18 protein-coding genes and 1 pseudogene are annotated in these 16,882 nt (G+C 67.3%); 14 read left to right on the top strand and 5 right to left on the bottom strand.

Translation table 11 applies throughout. The features are described from left to right. The 3 genes from HC022_RS07645 to HC022_RS07635 all read left to right on the top strand — a co-directional run. A partial coding sequence (locus HC022_RS07645) for a VWA domain-containing protein (protein ID WP_167452016.1) occupies positions 1 to 759 on the top strand: 759 nt, incomplete at its 5' end. Beyond that, positions 756 to 1,403 (top strand): hypothetical protein, encoded by a 648-nt coding sequence (locus HC022_RS07640; RefSeq protein WP_167452015.1) that lies wholly within the window; start codon positions 756 to 758, stop codon positions 1,401 to 1,403. The genes HC022_RS07645 and HC022_RS07640, both read left to right, overlap by 4 nt. Further along, positions 1,397 to 2,587: a BatD family protein gene (locus HC022_RS07635; RefSeq protein ID WP_167452014.1), complete on the top strand. Its 1,191-nt coding sequence runs from the start codon at positions 1,397 to 1,399 to the stop codon at positions 2,585 to 2,587. Before HC022_RS07640 ends, HC022_RS07635 begins: the two co-directional genes overlap by 7 nt. Here the strand turns inward: HC022_RS07635 and HC022_RS07630 are convergent. Then, entirely contained in the window at positions 2,569 to 3,954 is a 1,386-nt protein-coding gene (locus HC022_RS07630) for an MFS transporter (RefSeq protein WP_167452013.1), read from the bottom strand. The genes HC022_RS07635 and HC022_RS07630 overlap by 19 nt on opposite strands. Before the next feature lie 135 nt (positions 3,955 to 4,089). Between HC022_RS07630 and HC022_RS07625 the strand changes: the two genes are divergently transcribed. Further along, the gene (locus HC022_RS07625) at positions 4,090 to 5,034 is read left to right on the top strand and encodes a LysR family transcriptional regulator (RefSeq protein WP_167452012.1); all 945 of its coding nucleotides are present in this window, start codon (positions 4,090 to 4,092) and stop codon (positions 5,032 to 5,034) included. Between the two features lie 92 nt (positions 5,035 to 5,126). Here the strand turns inward: HC022_RS07625 and HC022_RS07620 are convergent. Both HC022_RS07620 and HC022_RS07615 read right to left on the bottom strand, forming a co-directional pair. Continuing rightward, positions 5,127 to 5,249: pseudogene (locus tag HC022_RS07620) on the bottom strand (IS5/IS1182 family transposase); the annotation flags it as partial. A gap of 73 nt (positions 5,250 to 5,322) precedes the next feature. After that, positions 5,323 to 6,108: a DeoR/GlpR family DNA-binding transcription regulator gene (locus HC022_RS07615; RefSeq protein ID WP_167452011.1), complete on the bottom strand. Its 786-nt coding sequence runs from the start codon at positions 6,106 to 6,108 to the stop codon at positions 5,323 to 5,325. A 162-nt stretch (positions 6,109 to 6,270) separates the two neighbouring features. Between HC022_RS07615 and phnD the strand changes: the two genes are divergently transcribed. The 6 genes from phnD (at position 6,271) to HC022_RS07585 (ending at position 10,879) form a co-directional block, all read left to right on the top strand. Beyond that, complete coding sequence (gene phnD / locus HC022_RS07610; RefSeq protein WP_167452010.1) at positions 6,271 to 7,236, top strand: phosphate/phosphite/phosphonate ABC transporter substrate-binding protein; 966 nt, start codon at positions 6,271 to 6,273, stop codon at positions 7,234 to 7,236. A 54-nt stretch (positions 7,237 to 7,290) separates the two neighbouring features. Next, on the top strand, positions 7,291 to 8,067 hold the full coding sequence (gene phnC / locus HC022_RS07605) for a phosphonate ABC transporter ATP-binding protein (protein ID WP_008888152.1): 777 nt from the start codon (positions 7,291 to 7,293) through the stop codon (positions 8,065 to 8,067). Then, positions 8,064 to 8,858, top strand: coding sequence for a phosphonate ABC transporter, permease protein PhnE (gene phnE / locus HC022_RS07600; RefSeq protein ID WP_008888063.1), 795 nt, complete (start codon positions 8,064 to 8,066; stop codon positions 8,856 to 8,858). Before phnC ends, phnE (HC022_RS07600) begins: the two co-directional genes overlap by 4 nt. Then, positions 8,855 to 9,664 (top strand): phosphonate ABC transporter, permease protein PhnE, encoded by an 810-nt coding sequence (gene phnE / locus HC022_RS07595; protein WP_167452009.1) that lies wholly within the window; start codon positions 8,855 to 8,857, stop codon positions 9,662 to 9,664. The genes phnE (HC022_RS07600) and phnE (HC022_RS07595) overlap by 4 nt, the downstream gene beginning before the upstream one ends. Then, positions 9,661 to 10,596 (top strand): HAD-IIA family hydrolase, encoded by a 936-nt coding sequence (locus tag HC022_RS07590; RefSeq protein WP_167452008.1) that lies wholly within the window; start codon positions 9,661 to 9,663, stop codon positions 10,594 to 10,596. The genes phnE (HC022_RS07595) and HC022_RS07590 overlap by 4 nt, the downstream gene beginning before the upstream one ends. Positions 10,597 to 10,726: 130 nt before the next feature. Continuing rightward, on the top strand, positions 10,727 to 10,879 hold the full coding sequence (locus HC022_RS07585) for a hypothetical protein (RefSeq protein ID WP_167452007.1): 153 nt from the start codon (positions 10,727 to 10,729) through the stop codon (positions 10,877 to 10,879). 114 nt (positions 10,880 to 10,993) lie between these two features. Here HC022_RS07585 and HC022_RS07580 read toward each other — a convergent pair whose 3' ends face one another. Then, entirely contained in the window at positions 10,994 to 12,229 is a 1,236-nt protein-coding gene (locus HC022_RS07580; protein WP_167452006.1) for a urate hydroxylase PuuD, read from the bottom strand. Positions 12,230 to 12,327: 98 nt separating this feature from the next. On the opposite strand from HC022_RS07580, the gene HC022_RS07575 reads away from it, so the two are divergent. Continuing rightward, positions 12,328 to 13,257, top strand: coding sequence for a LysR family transcriptional regulator (locus HC022_RS07575; protein ID WP_089959631.1), 930 nt, complete (start codon positions 12,328 to 12,330; stop codon positions 13,255 to 13,257). Here the strand turns inward: HC022_RS07575 and uraH are convergent. After that, positions 13,242 to 13,598: a hydroxyisourate hydrolase gene (gene uraH / locus HC022_RS07570; RefSeq protein ID WP_167452005.1), complete on the bottom strand. Its 357-nt coding sequence runs from the start codon at positions 13,596 to 13,598 to the stop codon at positions 13,242 to 13,244. The genes HC022_RS07575 and uraH overlap by 16 nt on opposite strands. Positions 13,599 to 13,755: 157 nt before the next feature. Here uraH and puuE point away from each other — a divergent pair, with 157 nt between their 5' ends. From puuE to HC022_RS07555, 3 genes are all read left to right on the top strand, one after another. Continuing rightward, positions 13,756 to 15,180, top strand: coding sequence for an allantoinase PuuE (gene puuE / locus HC022_RS07565; RefSeq protein WP_167452004.1), 1,425 nt, complete (start codon positions 13,756 to 13,758; stop codon positions 15,178 to 15,180). Then, positions 15,177 to 15,656 carry an ureidoglycolate lyase gene (locus tag HC022_RS07560; protein WP_167452003.1) on the top strand — a complete coding sequence of 160 codons (480 nt, stop codon included), beginning with the start codon at positions 15,177 to 15,179 and terminating at the stop codon, positions 15,654 to 15,656. The genes puuE and HC022_RS07560 overlap by 4 nt, the downstream gene beginning before the upstream one ends. 51 nt (positions 15,657 to 15,707) lie before the next feature. Beyond that, positions 15,708 to 16,882 (top strand): uracil-xanthine permease family protein (locus tag HC022_RS07555; protein ID WP_167452002.1); only part of this gene is annotated, 1,175 nt, incomplete at its 3' end.

Below are 16,882 nucleotides of genomic sequence, written 5' to 3'. Positions count from 1 at the left end.
CCGCGCAGCGGGCCCGATCCGTGGCTCATGGCGCTGTCGCTGGCGTTGCTCTGTACCGGGCTCGCGGGGCCCGCCAGCCGCGATCCCGACGCGCCGGTGCTGCGCAACCGCGACGCGCTGATGGTCCTTTTCGATCTCTCGCCCTCGATGACCGGGGGCGGTAGGCTCGACGATGCGCAGGCCGCCGTCTCGCGGCTGATCGACCGGGGCGAGGCGCGTCCCACCGGGCTCATCGTCTATGGTGGCGAGAGCTTTCTCGCCAGCGTGCCTTCCGAGGATCCGCAGATGCTGCAGGGCATGATCGCCGTGGCGGATGCCGAGACCCTGCCGGTGGGCGGTAGCCGTCCCGACCGGGCGCTGACCATGGCGCGGGGCATCCTGCGCGATGCCGCGTCGCTGGCGCCCGACGTGGTGCTGGTGTCGGATGGCGGCGGCATGGGGCCGGTTGCGGAGGAGGTCGCGCGACAGATGGCGACGGACGGCGTGCGGATCTCGGGCATCTTCGTGCCGCAGGAGGCGCCGGCCTACGGTCTCCCCGACGCGCGCCCGGGGGCCTTGCAGGCCGTCGTCGCGGCGGGTGGCGGTGCGATGGTGAGCGCGTCCGAGTTTGCCGCCATCGACGCGCTGCTCCCCGACCGGCGCGGGCCCGAGCGCAACGCGGCAGACCTGCGCGCATTGCAGTATCGCGACCTCGGTCCGTGGCTGGCGGCGCTGGGGCTTCTGCCGCTGGCGCTGCTGTTCCGGCGGAGGCAGGCATGAGGTTGCGTCTCGTCACCCTCGCGGCGCTCGTCTGTGCGTTGGCTGCCGGCCCGCAGGCCTGGGGCAAGCTCGCATGGCAGGCGGGGTTTCCCGCCCTCGCGGTGCCGCTGATCAGCGACCCGGCGGCGCGGGCGGCGGTACTCTATGACGCCGGGCGCTATGCCGAGGCCGACGCGGCCTTCGCCGCCGTGGGGCGCAGCGCCACCTATGACCGCGGGTTGTCGCTTGCCGCGACCGGGGAGCACGCGCTTTCGGTCGCTTATTTCGACGCGGTGCTCTTCGCCAACCGCTACGACGCCGAGGCCCGCCACAACCGCGACACGGTGGCGGCGCTGGTGCCGCCGGTGGTGGGCGAGGCGATGGGGCATGGCCGCATCGAGGCGATGCTCTCGGAGGCGGGTGTCCATACTGTGGCCTTCGACCCCGACGCGCCGGACAAGCGGATCGTCGAGACCGAGCTCGACCCGCAGCGCGAGTCGAACCGGCGCCCGGTGACCGGGGATCGCTCTGCCGCCGCCGACGGCGCGTGGATCGACTCGCTTGACGACACGCCGGGCGCCTACCTCAAGGCCCGGATCGCCGCCGAGATGGAGCGCCGCCGCACCACGGGCGAGGCCCAAAAGGAGGAGACGGACCCGTGGTGAGACTGCTGCTGCTCCTGCTGGTGCTCGCCGGGTCCGCCGCGGCACAGGACCGAGACAAGGCGCGGCTGGAGCTTGTGCTCGACCCGCGTGAGGCCGCGCCGCTCGAGGGCGAGATGGTGCTCGCGACCCTGCGCGGCATCTACCGGCAGAACATCACCCGCGAGGAGGTGAAGCTGCGCCCGATGACGGATTTCGACTGGGTTCGGCTCGGGCTCGACAGCTGGACCGAAGAGCGCATCGACGGGCTGCCCGCGCGGGTGTTCGAGCGGCGCCTCGCCTTCTACCCGCGCCGGGACGGCACGCTCGAGATCCTGCCCATCGCGCATCGGCTCGAGGTGCTGGGCGCGGGCGGAAAGCGCGAGACGGTCATCGTGCGCTCCGACCCGGTCACCCTGACCGTGGCGCCGGGCCCTGCCGCTGCGGGGCAGCCATGGTTGCCGCTGCGCGCGCTCGAGCTGTCGGAGAGCTGGGACACCGACCCCGCGAGGTTGGCAGACGGCCAGAGCGCCACACGGCGGATCGTGTTGCGCGCCTTCGGAGCGACGCCCGAGATGATGCCGCAGCAGCCGGTCCTGCGGCAGCCGTGGCTCATCAGCTTCGCGCCGCCGGAGGAGCGGAGTTTTCAGGTGACGCCGGAGGGGCCGGTCTCGACCGTGGTCTGGACGTGGAAACTGCGTCCGATCACCGGCGAGCCGGGGGTGATCCCGCCGGTGACGATCCCGTGGTTCGACACCGGGACCCGGACGCCCGAGACCGCGACGATCCCCTCCGCCTCCATCGGCTACGCCAGTTTCTCGGACAACGCTGCCGCGCGCTGGCAGAGCCTCGGGGGCGGGGGTTGGCCGGTGTGGGCACTGTCGGGCCTCGCGGCGCTGGTCGTCGTCGCGCTGTCGCTCCGCGACCGCGTCCCCGAGACGGGTTTGCGCCGGAGATGGCAGCGGCGCAGGCTGGTCCGCCGCCTGCGTGGGCACGTCCGTGCCCGGGACGCTGCGGGTGCGCGGCGGACCGCCTCACGCCTGTTGGAGGGGATGCCGCCGGTTGGCGAACGACAGCGGCTGAAGCTTCTGCGCCCGGCGGACGACCTGCTCTACCGCGAGAGCACGGGCGGGAGCCTCGACCTCATGTACCGCGAGACCCGTGACGCGGTTCTGCGCCGGCCGCCCGGTCAGTCGGTCGGCTCATAGGGCAGGGCGGCGCGGCGCAGGCTGATCAGGGCGCTGAGCGCCGAGGCCCCCGCTGCGAAGGCAAGGCCCAGCCGGGGCACGCTCTCGTCGGGCAGCAGGGCAAACATGATCGACATGGCGAGCCCGCCGATGGTCTGCCCCAGCAGCCGGGCGGTGCCCTGGCTGCCCCCGGCGGCTCCGGCGCGCGCCCGCGGCACCGCCAGCAGCATGTTGCGATTGTTGGGCCCCTGAACGAAGCCGAAGCCCGCGCCCGCCAGCATCAGGCAGGCCAGCACCGGCACCAGCGGGGGGGCAAAGAGGGGGGCAAGCCCCAGCCCAACGGCAATGGCAAGGCCGCCGAGGGTGAAGAGCCGAGCAGTGTCCACGTGGTCCGCGAAGCGCCCGGAGAAAGGAAACGCCAGCGCCAGCGTTAGCGGCCAGGCGGTCATCGCCAGCCCGACCGACATCGCCGGCAGCCCGAAGCCGTGCTGGAACAGGAAGGGGAGGGCGACGAAGCTCGACATCTGGGCCGCGAAGATCGAGGTCGAGGCCATGGTCGAGAGCCGGAACGAGGGTTTGCGCAGCAGGTCGAGCGGGATTACCGGCGTCTCGCTGTGCCATTCGCGGCGGATCAGCACGGCAAAGGTCAGCAGGCTCAGCGCCACCATGGACCAGCCCTGCAGCGCGTCGGTGGCGACCCGGCCCGCGCCCAGCACCAGCAGCGAGAAGGCCAGCGCGTTGAGCCCCATGGCGATCACGTCGGCCTTGCGGCCATTGCCGCTCGGCCCGATCAGCGCCACCGAGGCGGCGAGCACCACGAGCCCCACCGGCACGTTCACGGCAAAGAGCCACGGCCAGCTTCCGACCGAGAGGATGGCGGCACCGATGGCCGGTCCGAGCGCCGAGGCCAGCGCCACCACCATAGAGTTGAAGCCGATGATCGTGCCAACCATTCGCGCCGGCAGGCTGTGGCGCAAGAGCGCGATGGTCAGCGACATGATCGGCGCGGCGCCAAGCCCCTGCAGCACCCGCGCGGCGATCAGCCAGTTGATCGTGGGCGCCAGCGCGCAGAGTGCCGAGGCCAGCGTGAAGACCGTGACGCCGATGGTGAAGAGCCGCTTGGGCCCGACGGCCTCGCCGAGGAACGCCATCGGCAGCAGCGCCATGACGAGCACCAGCTGGTAGGCCGTCACCACCCAGACCGTCTGCGACGTGGGGGCATCCAGCTCTGCGGTGATCGTCGGCAGGGCGACATTGGCGATGGCGCCGTCGAGCACCACCAGCAGCAGGGTCACGAGTAGCGCGAAGATCGCGAAATAGCGGCGGGGGGCGGGCAGGCCGTCCTCGAAGCGAGCCACGTCCTGCGCCGTCGGATCGGCATGTGTCATGGGAAATCCTTCACGTCCTGCCGCAGATCTATCACGCCCATGATCATGCGGAAGACGCGTGCATTACATTGAATTGCTGCACCGGACGCCATGTTCCGTCTGGCGGCAGAGGCGCGACGAGGCTAGGCTTGGGCCATGGATGGACGCGATCTGAACCTTCTGCGGGCGCTCGACGCCCTGCTGGACAAGGGCAGCGTGGTCGATGCCGCGCGGCGGCTCGGCCTTTCGGCCTCGGCCATGAGCCGGACGCTTGCACGGCTGCGCGACGCCACCGGCGATCCGCTGCTGGTGCGGGCAGGGCGGGGGATGGTGCTCACCCCGCATGCCGAGGCGCTGCGCGAGCGCGTCCCCCACCTTGCCGCCGAGGTCGAGGCGGTGCTGCGCCCGGCCGAGACCACGCTCGACCCGGAGAGCCTGCAGCGCGATTTCGTCATCCGCGCCAACGACGGGTTCATCGCGGCCTACGGCGCGACGCTGCTGAGGCTGGTGCGCGAGCGGGCGCCCGCGGTGCGCATCCTCTTCGTCCAGAAGGACGCGAGCCCGGCCCGCGCCCTGCGCGACGGGCTCTGCGACCTCGAACTCGGCATCCTGCGCGACACCGCGCCCGAGCTGAAGGTGCAGCGCCTGCTGACCGATCACTTCGTGGGCGTCGTCCGCGCCGGCCACCCGCTCGCCGGGCAGGACATCACCGCCCGCGATTTCGCCGAGAGCGACAGCATCGTTTCGATCCTGCACCAGCCCGCGGATTTCACCCATGTGGTCGACCGGGCGCTGGCCGGGATCGGCCTCAAGCGGCGGCGGACCTTCCAGGTGCCGTCCTTCCTCGTGGCGCTGTCGATGGCGCAGCAGAGCGACCTCGTGGCGGTGGTGCCGCAATCCTACGCCCGGATGGAGCGCCGCCGCATGGCAGCGCTCGGCCTGCCGGGCCCGGAGATCTTCGAACTGCCCTTCGACACGGGCGAGATCGTGATCTCGCTGATCTGGCATCCGCGCATGGACAGCGACCCGGCCAACCGCTGGCTGCGCGAGCTGGTCCGCGAATGCACCCGGCTGGTGGGGCAGGACGAGATCGCCGCATAGAGCGCGCGCGTTGGGGGCTCGTGCGGCCCGCCACGAACATCGGCACAAAGCTTGCGCCGGTGTGGTCGAGATCATTCTGACAAATGACGGGTTCAGAGCCTGACAGACCTGATGTCAACGAAACCGAGGAAGCCCTCTGCGGTCTTGTCGCAGCGGCTGGCGACACGGAGGCGGTTCTTCGATTTGTTGAAACACCGTTCAACCAGGTTGGGTAGGTGTTAAGTCCCGGCATCTGGTGGATCGATTCATCTTGAACCCGATCCACCGGATGCCGGGACTGAGCACTTGCTAGGGCGCGAAAATGCGGACCCCGCCCTCGGAAAGATATGTCGCAAGCCCGCGGTCCGGAGCTCGGTCACTGACCAGGGTATCCATCTCGTCAAATCGTGCCACCACGTCCAGCTGCGTGAGCCCGAACTTGCTTGCGTCGATGAGGAAACGGCAGGCCGCCGATTGCCGCATCATCGTGCGCTTGACGGCGGCAAACCCCTCCACTGCCTCGGTCACTCCCACTTCGCTGAGGCCTGCCGCCCCGAGGAAACAGGCGTCCACGTGGTAGCGGGAGAGGTAGTCACAGGTGTCGATGCCGACGACGGCGGCTTCCTTGGGCAGATAGTGGCCCGGCGCGAGGATCACGCGCACGCTGGCGCTCTGGCCGAGGATCATGCCGATCTGCAGGCTGTTGGTGATCGCGGTGACGCGGGTCTCGGCAAAGGCGAGCAGTCGGGCGAAGACCATGGTCGTCGACCCCGCGTCGATCATGATCGTCTCGCCGTCGCGCACCAGCGACGCGGCAAGGCCGGCGAGGCTTTCGCGCTCCACGACACGCTCCTGCCGGCGTTCGTCGAGGTCGCGATGCGCGCCGGGATGAGTTGCCGAGGCCCCGCCATGGGCGCGCTCCAGCAAGCCCCGGCGCTCCAGATCGCCCATGTCGCGGCGCACGGTTTCCGTGGTCACGCCGAAGAGCGTCGCGAGCTCGGCAACCCGGACATGGGGCCGGAGCTTGAGCTGCAGCAGGATCTGCTCGTGCCGCTCGTGCTTCTTCAGGCGATGTTGTGCGCCCGGCTGCTCCATCCCTGATCGGGCCCCGCTTGTTGCATCCTGAAGTTTGAATATCGCAGACAATTACGACAGATTTGTTGCATAACCAACATAAAGGTGATGTGATCCCGCTGGACTGGCCGGAGGACGAAGGGGCCAGACGCACATAATGCCCTTTGGGAGGAGGACATCACCATGCTTAGGCACACCACGAGTCTGCTCGTGTCGCTGGCCCTGTCGGTCGGTGCGGCATTCGCGCAGGAAGAAACCGCGGCGCTCGACAGCCAGTACACCGACGCCGACGGTGACCTGGTCGCCGACGCACCGACGGAGGCGGGCGACCTGAAGGATCCCGACACCCTGGTCTTTGCCTATACCCCGGTCGAGGACCCGGCCATCTACGAAGACATCTGGGAGCCGTTCATTTCGCATCTCGAAGAGGTCACCGGCAAGGACGTGCTATTCTTCGCGGTGCAGTCCAACTCGGCCGAGGTCGAGGCGATGCGCTCGGGCCGCCTGCACATTGCCGGCTTCTCGACCGGGCCCACGCCTTTCGCGGTGAACCTCGCAGGGGCGGTGCCCTTCGCGATCATGGGGGCCGACGACGGGCAGTTCGGCTACAAGCTGCAGATCTATACCCAGGCCGACAGCGACATCAAGGAAGTGCCCGATCTTGCCGGCAAGCGCATCGCGCATACCTCGCCAACCTCGAATTCGGGCAACCTCGCGCCGCGGGCGCTGTTCCCGGATCTCGGCGTGGTGCCCGACGAGGACTACGAGGTGGTCTATTCGGGTAGCCATGACCAGTCGATGCTGGGGGTTGTCGCCGGCGACTATGACGCCGCGCCCGTCGCTTCAGAAGTGGTCGATCGCATGGCCGAGCGCGGGCTCTACGATCCCGCCGAGGTGCGCATCGTCTGGGAAAGCGATCCCTTCCCGACGACGTCCTATGCCTATGCCCATGACCTGACGCCGGAACTGAAGGAGAAGATCGAGGAGGCGTTCTTCAGCTTCGACTTCGCCGGCACCGCTCTTGGCGAGGAGTTCACCGGGGTCAGCAAGTTCATCCCGATCACCTACAAGGATCAGTGGAAGGTCATCCGCCAGATCCAGAAGGCGAACGGCGTCGAGTATACACCGGCCGGCCTTGCTGCAGAGTGACCTGCAAAGACCGGAGCCGGTGCCTCGCGCCCGGCTCCGGCATGGAGTCTCCACATGTTGAAGATCACCGACCTGGTCAAAAGCTACGGCGGCGGCGCGCCGGTGCTGAAGAACCTCGACCTGACCATCGAGGGAGAAAGCGTGGTGTCGATCATCGGCTCCTCCGGGGCCGGGAAATCCACCCTGCTGCGCTGCATCAACCGCCTGGTCGAGCCTACCTCGGGCAGCATCGTGCTGAACGGCACCGAGCTCACCTCTCTCAAGGGCCGCCAGCTGCGCGCCGCGCGGCGCAAGATCGGCATGGTCTTCCAGGGGTTCAACCTCGTCGACCGGCTGACCGTGATGGAGAACGTGCAGTCCGGGCGACTGGGGTACATCTCGACCTGGGCGGCGATCATGCGGCGCTACCCCAAGGAGGACATCCGCCGCGCCTACGAGCTGATGGAGCGCGTCGGCATCGCGCAATACGCCAACACGCGCGCCGACCAGCTGTCGGGCGGCGAGCGTCAGCGCGTCGGCGTGGTCCGGGCGCTGATGCAGGAACCCGAGATCCTGCTGGCAGACGAGCCCACCGCCTCGCTCGATCCCAAGACGTCCGAGCAGATCATGGGGCTGCTGCGCGACCTCGCGGGCGAGTTGAAGCTGCCGGTGCTGATCAACATCCACAACGTCACCGAAGCCAGGAAATACACCGACCGCATCGTCGGCATGCGCTTCGGACGGATCATCTTCGATGACCTTCCAGATGCGCTCGACGAGGAGGCGATGGAACGGATCTATTCCGGCAGCCCCCATGCCGACCGCGGCGGCGACCTGCGGGAGGCGTCATGAGCCAGCATCCCGACACCTGGCGCAAGCCGCCCTTCATCGCCAACCCGCTGCTTCGCTGGGCGGTCTACCTTGGCGCACTGGCCTATTTCGGCTGGGTCGCGGCCACCATGCCGATCGACTGGGCGCGGGTCGCCCAAGGCATCGAGCGGGCCGGGCGCATCTTCGGCGGGGCCTTTCCCCCGAGCTTCGAGCGCGGCGGCCTGCTGATCGACGGCTTCCTGGAAAGCCTGAAGATCGCCATCCTCGCCACCGTCGGCGGCGTCGCCCTGTCGATCCCCATCGCCTTCATGGCCGCGCGCAACGTCGCGCCGCTGCCGGTTTTCTACGCCGGACGGGCGATCATCATCATCGCCCGCAGCTTTCATCCGGTCATCGTTGCGATCATCTTCGTCAAGGCGGTCGGCTTCGGACCCTTCGCCGGCGTGCTGACACTGGTGGTCTATTCCATCGGCTTCGTCGCCAAGATGCTGGCCGAACGGATCGAGGAAATCGACTTCGGCCAGGTGGAGGCGATGCGCGCCGCCGGGGCGCCCTACCTCTCGACGCTGGTCTACGCGATCTTTCCGCAGATCATGCCGCGGCAGATCGGGCTGACCATCTATCAACTCGACTCGAACCTGCGGGCCTCGGCGGTGGTCGGCATCGTCGGCGCGGGCGGCATCGGTGCGACACTGGCCAATGCCTTCGGGCGCTACGACTATGATTTCGCGCTCGCCATCACCATCGTCATCGTGGCCGTGATCCTCGTCTCCGAGGCGATCAGCGGCCAGATCAGGAAGCGCATCGCATGACCGGCATCTCCGAGCAGTTCGGGCGCGAAGACTGGTCGCGCCATACGCCGAAGGAGAAGGCCCGGCGCTTCGGCATCTTCGCGGTCTGTGCCCTGGCGGTGTTCTGGGCGCTTGGCTCGATCGAGATCATCTGGGCCTGGGTCTGGGATTCTCCGAGCCAGATGGCCGATCTCTTCGGACGCATGTATCCGCCCGACACCAGCAATCTCGGATCCATCTTGCGGGTGCTGTGGGAGACTGTGAACATTGCCACCTTCGCCACCGCGCTGGCGGTGATCGTCTCGCTGCCGGTTGCCTATATCGCGGCGCAGAACACCACGCCCAATCGCGGTACACTCTGGTTCGGGCGGCTGATCCTCGTCAGCTCGCGGTCGGTCAACACGATCATCTGGGCGCTGCTCTTCGTCGCGATCTTCGGGCCCGGCATCGTCGCCGGTGTCGTGGCGATCATGTTCCGGTCCATCGGTTTCATCGGCAAGCTGCTGGGCGAGGCGATCGAGGAAATCGACACGCGCCCCGTTGAGGCGCTGGAAGCGACGGGCGCATCGCGCTTCAAGGTCATCGCCTATGCCATCGTGCCGCAGGTCATGCCGACCTTCTGGGCCGTGGCAATCCTGCGCTGGGACATCAACCTGCGCGAGTCGACGGTGCTCGGGCTTGTCGGTGCGGGCGGCATCGGGATCATCCTGCAAGGTGCCATCGACACGTTCAACTGGCCCGAGGCGGCGACCGTCCTGCTCGCCATCCTCGCGCTTGTGGTGCTGGGCGAGATCGTCTCGGCCTTCCTGCGTCGCCGCATCCTGTGAGCGGGGGGCGCGGCAGGGAGGCGGCGGCCGCCTTCGAGGCCTATCTCGGCGTGCGGTCCCGCCTCCCTGCTGCCGGGTTCGGCAGAGCTTGGCAATCGGCGGAGAGCCTGGCCGAGATCGCCGGGCCCTTCGATCTCGTGCTGCTCGATGCATACGGGGTACTGAACGTTGGTGACTCTCCGATCCCGGGCGCGGCGGAGGCCATCGCCGCGCTCCGGGCGGCTGGAAAGTCGGTGGCGGTGGTGTCCAATTCCGCCGCCTATCCAAAGCGGGTGATGATGCAGCGCTACGTCAGGCTCGGCTTTGACTTCGCGCCTGAGGAAGTGGTGACCAGCCGCGAAGCGCTCCTGGCGCATCTGGAGCGCGCGCCGCGCCTGCGATGGGGCGCGATGATGAACCCCGGCTATGGAATGGAGGACTTCGAGAGCATCGACGTGAGCTTCCTGGGTGACGAGCTCGCGGCCTACGCCGAGGCTGAGGGGTTCCTGCTGGTCGGAACGGATGGATGGACAGAGACCCGCCAGAGCCTGCTGGAGGCCGCGCTGCGCGCTCATCCGCGCCCGGTCGTGGTCGGTAACCCTGACATCGTCGCCCCGCGCGAGACCGGCCTGTCGCTCGAACCGGGTCATTTCGCACATCTCCTCGCCGATGCTGCCGGTATCGCACCGGTCTTTCTCGGCAAGCCTTTCGCCGAGATCTACAGGCTCGCCCTGCATCAACTCGCGCCGAAACTCGCTCCCGAGCGGGTGCTGATGGTCGGGGACACCTTGCACACGGACATTCTCGGCGGCCGCCAGATGGGCTTCGCGACGTCGCTGGTCACCGGGCACGGCGCGCTTGTCGGGCTCGATCCGGCAGAGGCGATCCGACGATCGGGCATCGTTCCGGATTTCGTCATCCGAAGCATCGGGAAAGCGCCCTGCCGTGGATGATCTCGATCAGATCCCGCCGGTCGCAACAAATGCCACACCAAACGATACCGGATTTGAGGCCATCCGCTTCAAGGGGCTTGGTGGAGCGCTGCTGTAGAGGCTCCTGCCGCGTGTTGGCCTGAGCCATACGTTGCGCTCCCTGACCGAGGGCATCCCGATCTCGATCCAGAGGGGCAGGGAGATCGGCGTGATGGAGGCCTGCGGTACCGACATGCCCTTCGACGCAGATCTGGCGGAGCGGCACCTTCCTCGCGAAGGTGAGCCGCTTGTGCTCGCCCAATGAGGTGCCAAAGATGGCGATTCGGCCGACGCACCGCGGTGAGATCATCGCCACGGTCCAATGCGGGTGTCACAGGTCTTGTGCCCGTGACCCCGACGCCTTCAAAGGCGGTACCGCTCAGCCGCCCATCTTCGCGCCACGGTACCAAGTGACGATCTGCCGGCGGGCGTCTTCGTCCACCTGGATGGCGTTGGGGGGCGGCATCGAATGGGTCCGGCCCGCCTGCATGTAGATCTGCTCGGCGTGGCGCGCGACGTCGGCCTCGGTTTCCAGCACCACGCCCTTGGGGGGCCAGTGCAGACCCTCCCAGGACGGCTCGCGCCCGTGGCACATCGAGCAGTTGCCGACCACCGCGAAATAGGCGTCCTCGAAGCCCTCGGCCGATGCGAATTTCTCCTCGATCGGCGTCAGGGCGCGGGCTTCGCTCTCTTCGTAGCTGTCGATGCCGGGCACGGTGGACAGCCAGGCGATCAGCACCATGATCACCGCGGTCACGGGCCAGGTCCAGGTCGGTCCCTTGCCGGTGCGGTGCATGGTGTTGAAGTAGTGGCGGATCGTCACGCCGGTCAGGAAGATCAGGCAAGCGATGATCCAGGCGAACTGCGTGCCGAAGGCCAGCGGATAGTGGTTCGACAGCATCAGGAAGACCACCGGCAGCGTCAGGTAGTTGTTGTGGGTCGACCGCAGCTTGGCGATCTTGCCGTATTTCGCGTCGGGCTTGCGCCCGGCCTTGAGATCCGCGACCACGATGCGCTGGTTGGGCATGATCTGGAAGAACACGTTGCCGGTCATGATCGTCGCGGTGAAGGCCCCGAGATGCAGCAGCGCCGCGCGGCCGGTGAAGATCTGGTTGTAACCCCAGCTCATCGCCACGAGGATGGCGAAGAGCAGCAGCATCAGCAGCGTCGGGCGCTCGCCGAGGCTGGATTTGCACATGAAATCATAGGCCAGCCAGCCGATGGTCAGCGAGCCTCCGGAAATCAGGATGGCCTGCCACAGCGCGAGATCCGCCTTGGTCGGGTCGATCAGGAAGAGCTCGCCTCCCACCCAGTAGACGATCATCAGCAGCGCCGCGCCCGACAGCCAGGTCGTGTAGCTCTGCCATTTGTGCCAGGTCAGGTGTTCGGGCATCTGCGCGGGCGCCACGAGGTATTTGACCGTGTGGTAGAAGCCGCCGCCGTGGACTTCCCATTCCTCGCCATAGGCGCCGTCGGGCAGGGCCTTGCCGGGCTTGAGCATCAGGTCGAGCGCGATGAAGTAGAACGATGCGCCGATCCAGGCCATTGCGGTGATGACGTGCAGCCAGCGGACGCAGAAGGCGATCCAGTCCCAGATAATGGCCATGTCGTACATGTAGATGCTCCCTCAGGTGGCGTTCGAGATACCCTATCGCAGCCGAGTTTGTTCTGGTATTTCTGGAATTCCCAAACAGTATCAAATAAAGTCGAATAATGTCCTATTTCGACAACATCCGCACCTTCGTCCGTGTCTACGAACTGGGCAGCATGTCTGCGGCGGGGCGGGACCTGCGCATTTCTTCGGCGGTGACATCGTCGCGAATCTCGCAATTGGAAGAGCGGCTCGGCGTGCGGCTGTTCCAGCGCACCACGCGCAGCCTGTCGCCCACCGAACATGGCAAGAGCTTCTATCGTGGCGCGACCGAAATCCTCGAAGCGGTGGAAAGCGCCGAGGCGAAGATCGTCAATGTCACCGAGAAACTGAAGGGCTCGCTATACGTCGCGGCACCGCTGGGGGTGGGGCGGCGGCTGATCGCGCCACAGGTGCCCGATTTTCTTGCGGAGTACCCCGAGGTCAGCGTGCGTCTACGGCTGACCGACCGCAAGGTCGACCTGACGACCGAGGGGCTGGACCTGTCCTTCTTCCTTGGCCAGCCCGAGGACAGCACGCTGCGGATCCGCAAGATCGCCGATGTGGAGCGGCTGCTCTGCGCCGCACCCTCCTATATCGCCCGTCGCGGCATGCCTGCGGATGGCGACGCGCTGATACGGGACGGGCATGAGTGTCTGAACCTGCGGTTTCCAGGCGCTCAGGAATTCCAGTGGCGGCTCGAGACACCGGAGGGGCCGCGCCGCTTCGCCGTCACCGGCCGCTACGAGAGCGACGATGGCGACGTGCTGACCGATTGGGCGCTGTCGGGGCAGGGGATCGTGATGAAGCCGCGTTTCGAGGTCGCCGAGCACCTCGCCTCGGGCGCCTTGGTCGAGGTCGCGCAGGCAAGCCCGCCGGAACCGATCCAGATGGCCTGCCTGTTCAGTCACCGGCGGCAGCAGGATCCGAAGGCGCGCATCTTCATGGAGTTCATGATTTCGCGCATCTCGGACGCCTTTGCCGGGACGAGCCCGGTTCAGGAACCGCGGTAGGTCGAATAGCCGAACGGTGAGAGCAGCAGCGGCACGTGGTAGTGCGCGTCGGGATCTGACATGCCGAAACGGATCGGCACCTGGTCGAGGAAGAGCGTGTCGCCCTCGGCCTGACCTGTCGCGCGCAGGTAGTCGCCGGTCTGGAAGACCAGCTCGTAGGTGCCGGTCCTGAACTGCTCGGCGGCCAGGATCGGGGCATCGGTGCGCCCGTCCGCGTTGGTCATGCTCTCGGCGATCTTGTCGCGCGAGCTTCCCGAGACCCGGTAGAGCACGATCGTGATGCCCTCGGCGGGCGTCCCGCAGGCGGTGTCGAGAACGTGGGTGGTCAGGTATCCGGTCATGCTGGGCTCCTGCGTTGCTGCCAATTGTGTCGCCGTTTTTCTACCCCCGACAGTCGCGTGCTCGCAAAGCGACAGTTGCCGAAGGCTCTTTCGTATTCTTTTTGACAATGGTTCCGCATTTTATCGCTTACCAATGGGCCAAAGCGGAGGTTTGGATTTGCAACGCTATCCCAGAGACATGGCCGGTCACGGCCCCGACATGCCCGATGCCCGCTGGCCCAACGGCGCGAAGATCGCGGTTCAGATCGTGGTGAACTACGAAGAGGGCGGCGAGAACAACATCCTGCACGGCGACGCCGCGTCCGAGGCATTCCTGTCCGAGATCACCGGCGCCCAGCCCTGGCCGGGCCAGCGGCACTGGAACATGGAGACGATCTACGAGTACGGAAGCCGGGCCGGGTTCTGGCGGCTGCAGGGTCTTCTGACCGACATCCTCGGCAAGGGCGGCGTGACCGTCTACGGCGTCGCCACCGCACTGGCGCGCGCGCCGCAGCAGGTTAAGGCGATGCGGGAGGCCGGCTGGGAGATCGCCAGCCACGGCCTCAAGTGGGTCGAGCACAAGGACATGTCCCCCGAGGAGGAGCGCGTCCAGATCCGCGAGGCGATCCGCCTGCACACCGAGGTGACGGGCAGCGCACCGCGCGGCTGGTACACCGGCCGCTGCTCTATGAACACCGTCGAGCTGGCCGCCGCGGAGGGGGATTTCGCCTATATTGCGGACAGTTACGCCGATGATCTGCCCTATTGGGTGAAGGCGGGAGGCAGGGACCAGCTGATCGTGCCCTACACGATGGATTGCAACGACATGCGCTTCGCGATCCAGGCGGGCTTTACCGATGGCGCGCAGTTCGAGGGCTACCTGAAGGACAGCTTCGACATGCTCTACGCCGAAGGCCAGCGGGGCAGGCCGAAGATGCTGTCCATCGGGCTGCATTGCCGCCTGGCGGGCCGCCCGGGCCGGGCCATCGCGCTGAAGCGGGCGCTGGAGCATATGGCCGGGCACGAGGGTGTCTGGTTCGCAACCCGCGAGGAGATCGCCGATCATTGGGCGAAGGCCCATCCGCCCAAGGCCGGCCCGCGCCCGTCGCAGATGGATCGCGGGAGCTTCGTCGAGGCCTTCGGCGGTGTGTTCGAACATTCGCCGTGGATCGCCGAAGGCGCGCATGCGCTCGAACTGGGGCCGCATCACGACAGCGCCGCCGGGGTCCACAACGCGCTGGCGCGGGTGTTCCGCGCGGCCACGGACGAGCAGCGCCTTGGCGTGCTGACCGCGCACCCCGATCTTGCCGGCAAGCTTGCCGCCGCCGGGCGGTTGACTGCCGAATCCACCGCCGAGCAGGCGGGGGCGGGGCTCGACATGCTCACCGACGAGGAGCGCGCGAACTTCCAGCAGCTCAACGCGGAGTACGTCGCCCGCCACGGCTTCCCCTTCATCATCGCGGTGAAGAACAACACCAAGGCCTCGATCCTCGAAGCGTTCCACCGCCGCATCGGCAACGACCGCGCGACCGAGTTTGACGAGGCCTGCCGTCAGGTGGAGCGCATCGCCGAGCTGCGCCTTGTCGAGAAGCTGGACGCATGACGATCCGCATTCAACCGCTGACCGCCGACGCCTTCGCCCCCTTCGGCGAGGTGATCGACACGGCAGGTGCGCCGGACAAGGTGATCAACCAGGGGCTGTGCGGGCGCTACCACGACCGCGCCACGCTGGACTTCCCCGAAAGTGGCCGCGCCGGCATCAGCCTGTTTCAGGCCGAGCTGCGCGCGCTGCCGTACCGGCTCGAGATGATGGAACGCCACCCGCTGGGCAGCCAGGCCTTCCTGCCGATGTCGATGGACGGCTTTCTGGTCATCGTGGCGCCCGATGAGGATGGCCGGCCGGGAACGCCGCGCGCCTTCGCGTCCCGGCCGGGGCAGGGCATCAATTTCCACCGCAATACCTGGCACGGCGTCCTGACGCCGCTCTCAGGCTCCGGCCTCTTTGCCGTGATCGACCGGATCGGCGACGGGGACAACCTGCAGGAGCACTGGTTCCAGAAGGCTTACACGATCGAATGAAAAAGGGCGGTCGGAAAAGGAGCCGGCACCCGCATCCATAGGGAGACGACAATGGCTGACACATCTCTTGGCACACCCGAGCAGTTGCGAGACCCGAACTACACCCCCCCTCTGATCCAGGCGGTGCCACTCGGCATCCAGCATGTGCTGGCCATGTTCGTATCCAACGTGACGCCGGCGATCATCGTTTGCGGGGCGGCGGGCTTCGGCTTCGGCTCCAACAGCCCGGACTTTCCGCAGATGATCTACATGATCCAGATGTCGATGTTCTTCGCCGGCATCGCGACGCTGTTCCAGTCCATCGGCTTCGGCCCGGTGGGTGCCCGGCTGCCGATCGTGCAGGGCACCAGCTTTGCCTTCATCCCGATCATGATCCCGCTGGTGGCGGGCAAGGGTGTCGACGCGGTCGCGGTGCTGATGGGCGGCATCTTCGTGGGAGGGCTGTTCCACGCGACGCTTGGCCTCTTCATCGGGAAGCTGCGCTTTGCGCTGCCGCCGCTGGTTACCGGCCTTGTTGTGACGATGATCGGTCTCGCGCTGGTCAAGGTCGGCATCCAATACGCGGCGGGCGGCGTGCCGGCCATCGGCACGGCGGAATACGGCTCGGGCCTCAACTGGCTGATGGCCGGGACCGTGATCATCGTCACGCTGGGGCTGAAGTTCTTCGCCCGCGGGATGCTGTCGGTCTCGGCGGTGCTGGTCGGCCTGCTGGCGGGCTACGTGCTGGCCTTCGCGCTGGGGCAGGTCAGCCTTGGCAATGTCGGCACGGCCGCGCCCTTCGCGCTCCCCAACCCGCTGCATTTCGGGCTCGAGTTCTCGACGGCTGCGATCATCGGCTTCTGCGCCATGTCCTTTGTGTCGGCGGTCGAGACCGTGGGCGACGTCTCGGGCATCACCAAGGGCGGTGCGGGCCGCGAGGCCACCGACCGCGAGATCCAGGGTGCGACCTTCGCCGACGGTCTCGGCACCGCGGTCTCGGGCCTGTTCGGCGCGCTGCCCAACACCTCGTTTTCGCAGAACGTCGGGCTGATCGCCATGACCGGGGTGATGAGCCGCACCGTCGTGACCATCGGGGCGCTGTTCCTGATCCTCTGCGGGCTGGTGCCGAAGATCGGCGCGGTGATCTCGTCGGTGCCGATCGAGGTGCTGGGAGGCGGTGTCATCGTGATGTTCGGCATGGTGGTCGCCGCGGGCATCTCGATGCTGTCGGACGTGCACTGGAACCG

This window comes from Salipiger sp. HF18, assembly GCF_011806505.1.
In the GTDB taxonomy this organism is placed as follows: Bacteria; Pseudomonadota; Alphaproteobacteria; order Rhodobacterales; family Rhodobacteraceae; genus Salipiger; species Salipiger thiooxidans.
The sequence above is the reverse complement of the archived record's forward strand: the minus strand, read 5'-3'. Positions and strand labels throughout refer to the sequence as shown.

Excerpts from the sequence above, each read along its gene's own strand:
- HC022_RS07640 (WP_167452015.1), top strand. The coding sequence starts at position 756 with ATGAGGTTGCGTCTCGTCACCCTCGCGGCGCTCGTCTGTGCGTTGGCT.
- HC022_RS07630 (WP_167452013.1), bottom strand. The coding sequence starts at position 3,954 with ATGACACATGCCGATCCGACGGCGCAGGACGTGGCTCGCTTCGAGGAC.
- HC022_RS07625 (WP_167452012.1), top strand. The coding sequence starts at position 4,090 with ATGGATGGACGCGATCTGAACCTTCTGCGGGCGCTCGACGCCCTGCTG.
- HC022_RS07615 (WP_167452011.1), bottom strand. The coding sequence starts at position 6,108 with ATGGAGCAGCCGGGCGCACAACATCGCCTGAAGAAGCACGAGCGGCAC.
- phnD (WP_167452010.1), top strand. The coding sequence starts at position 6,271 with ATGCTTAGGCACACCACGAGTCTGCTCGTGTCGCTGGCCCTGTCGGTC.
- phnC (WP_008888152.1), top strand. The coding sequence starts at position 7,291 with ATGTTGAAGATCACCGACCTGGTCAAAAGCTACGGCGGCGGCGCGCCG.
- phnE (WP_008888063.1), top strand. The coding sequence starts at position 8,064 with ATGAGCCAGCATCCCGACACCTGGCGCAAGCCGCCCTTCATCGCCAAC.
- phnE (WP_167452009.1), top strand. The coding sequence starts at position 8,855 with ATGACCGGCATCTCCGAGCAGTTCGGGCGCGAAGACTGGTCGCGCCAT.
- HC022_RS07580 (WP_167452006.1), bottom strand. The coding sequence starts at position 12,229 with ATGTACGACATGGCCATTATCTGGGACTGGATCGCCTTCTGCGTCCGC.
- HC022_RS07575 (WP_089959631.1), top strand. The coding sequence starts at position 12,328 with ATGTCCTATTTCGACAACATCCGCACCTTCGTCCGTGTCTACGAACTG.
- uraH (WP_167452005.1), bottom strand. The coding sequence starts at position 13,598 with ATGACCGGATACCTGACCACCCACGTTCTCGACACCGCCTGCGGGACG.
- HC022_RS07560 (WP_167452003.1), top strand. The coding sequence starts at position 15,177 with ATGACGATCCGCATTCAACCGCTGACCGCCGACGCCTTCGCCCCCTTC.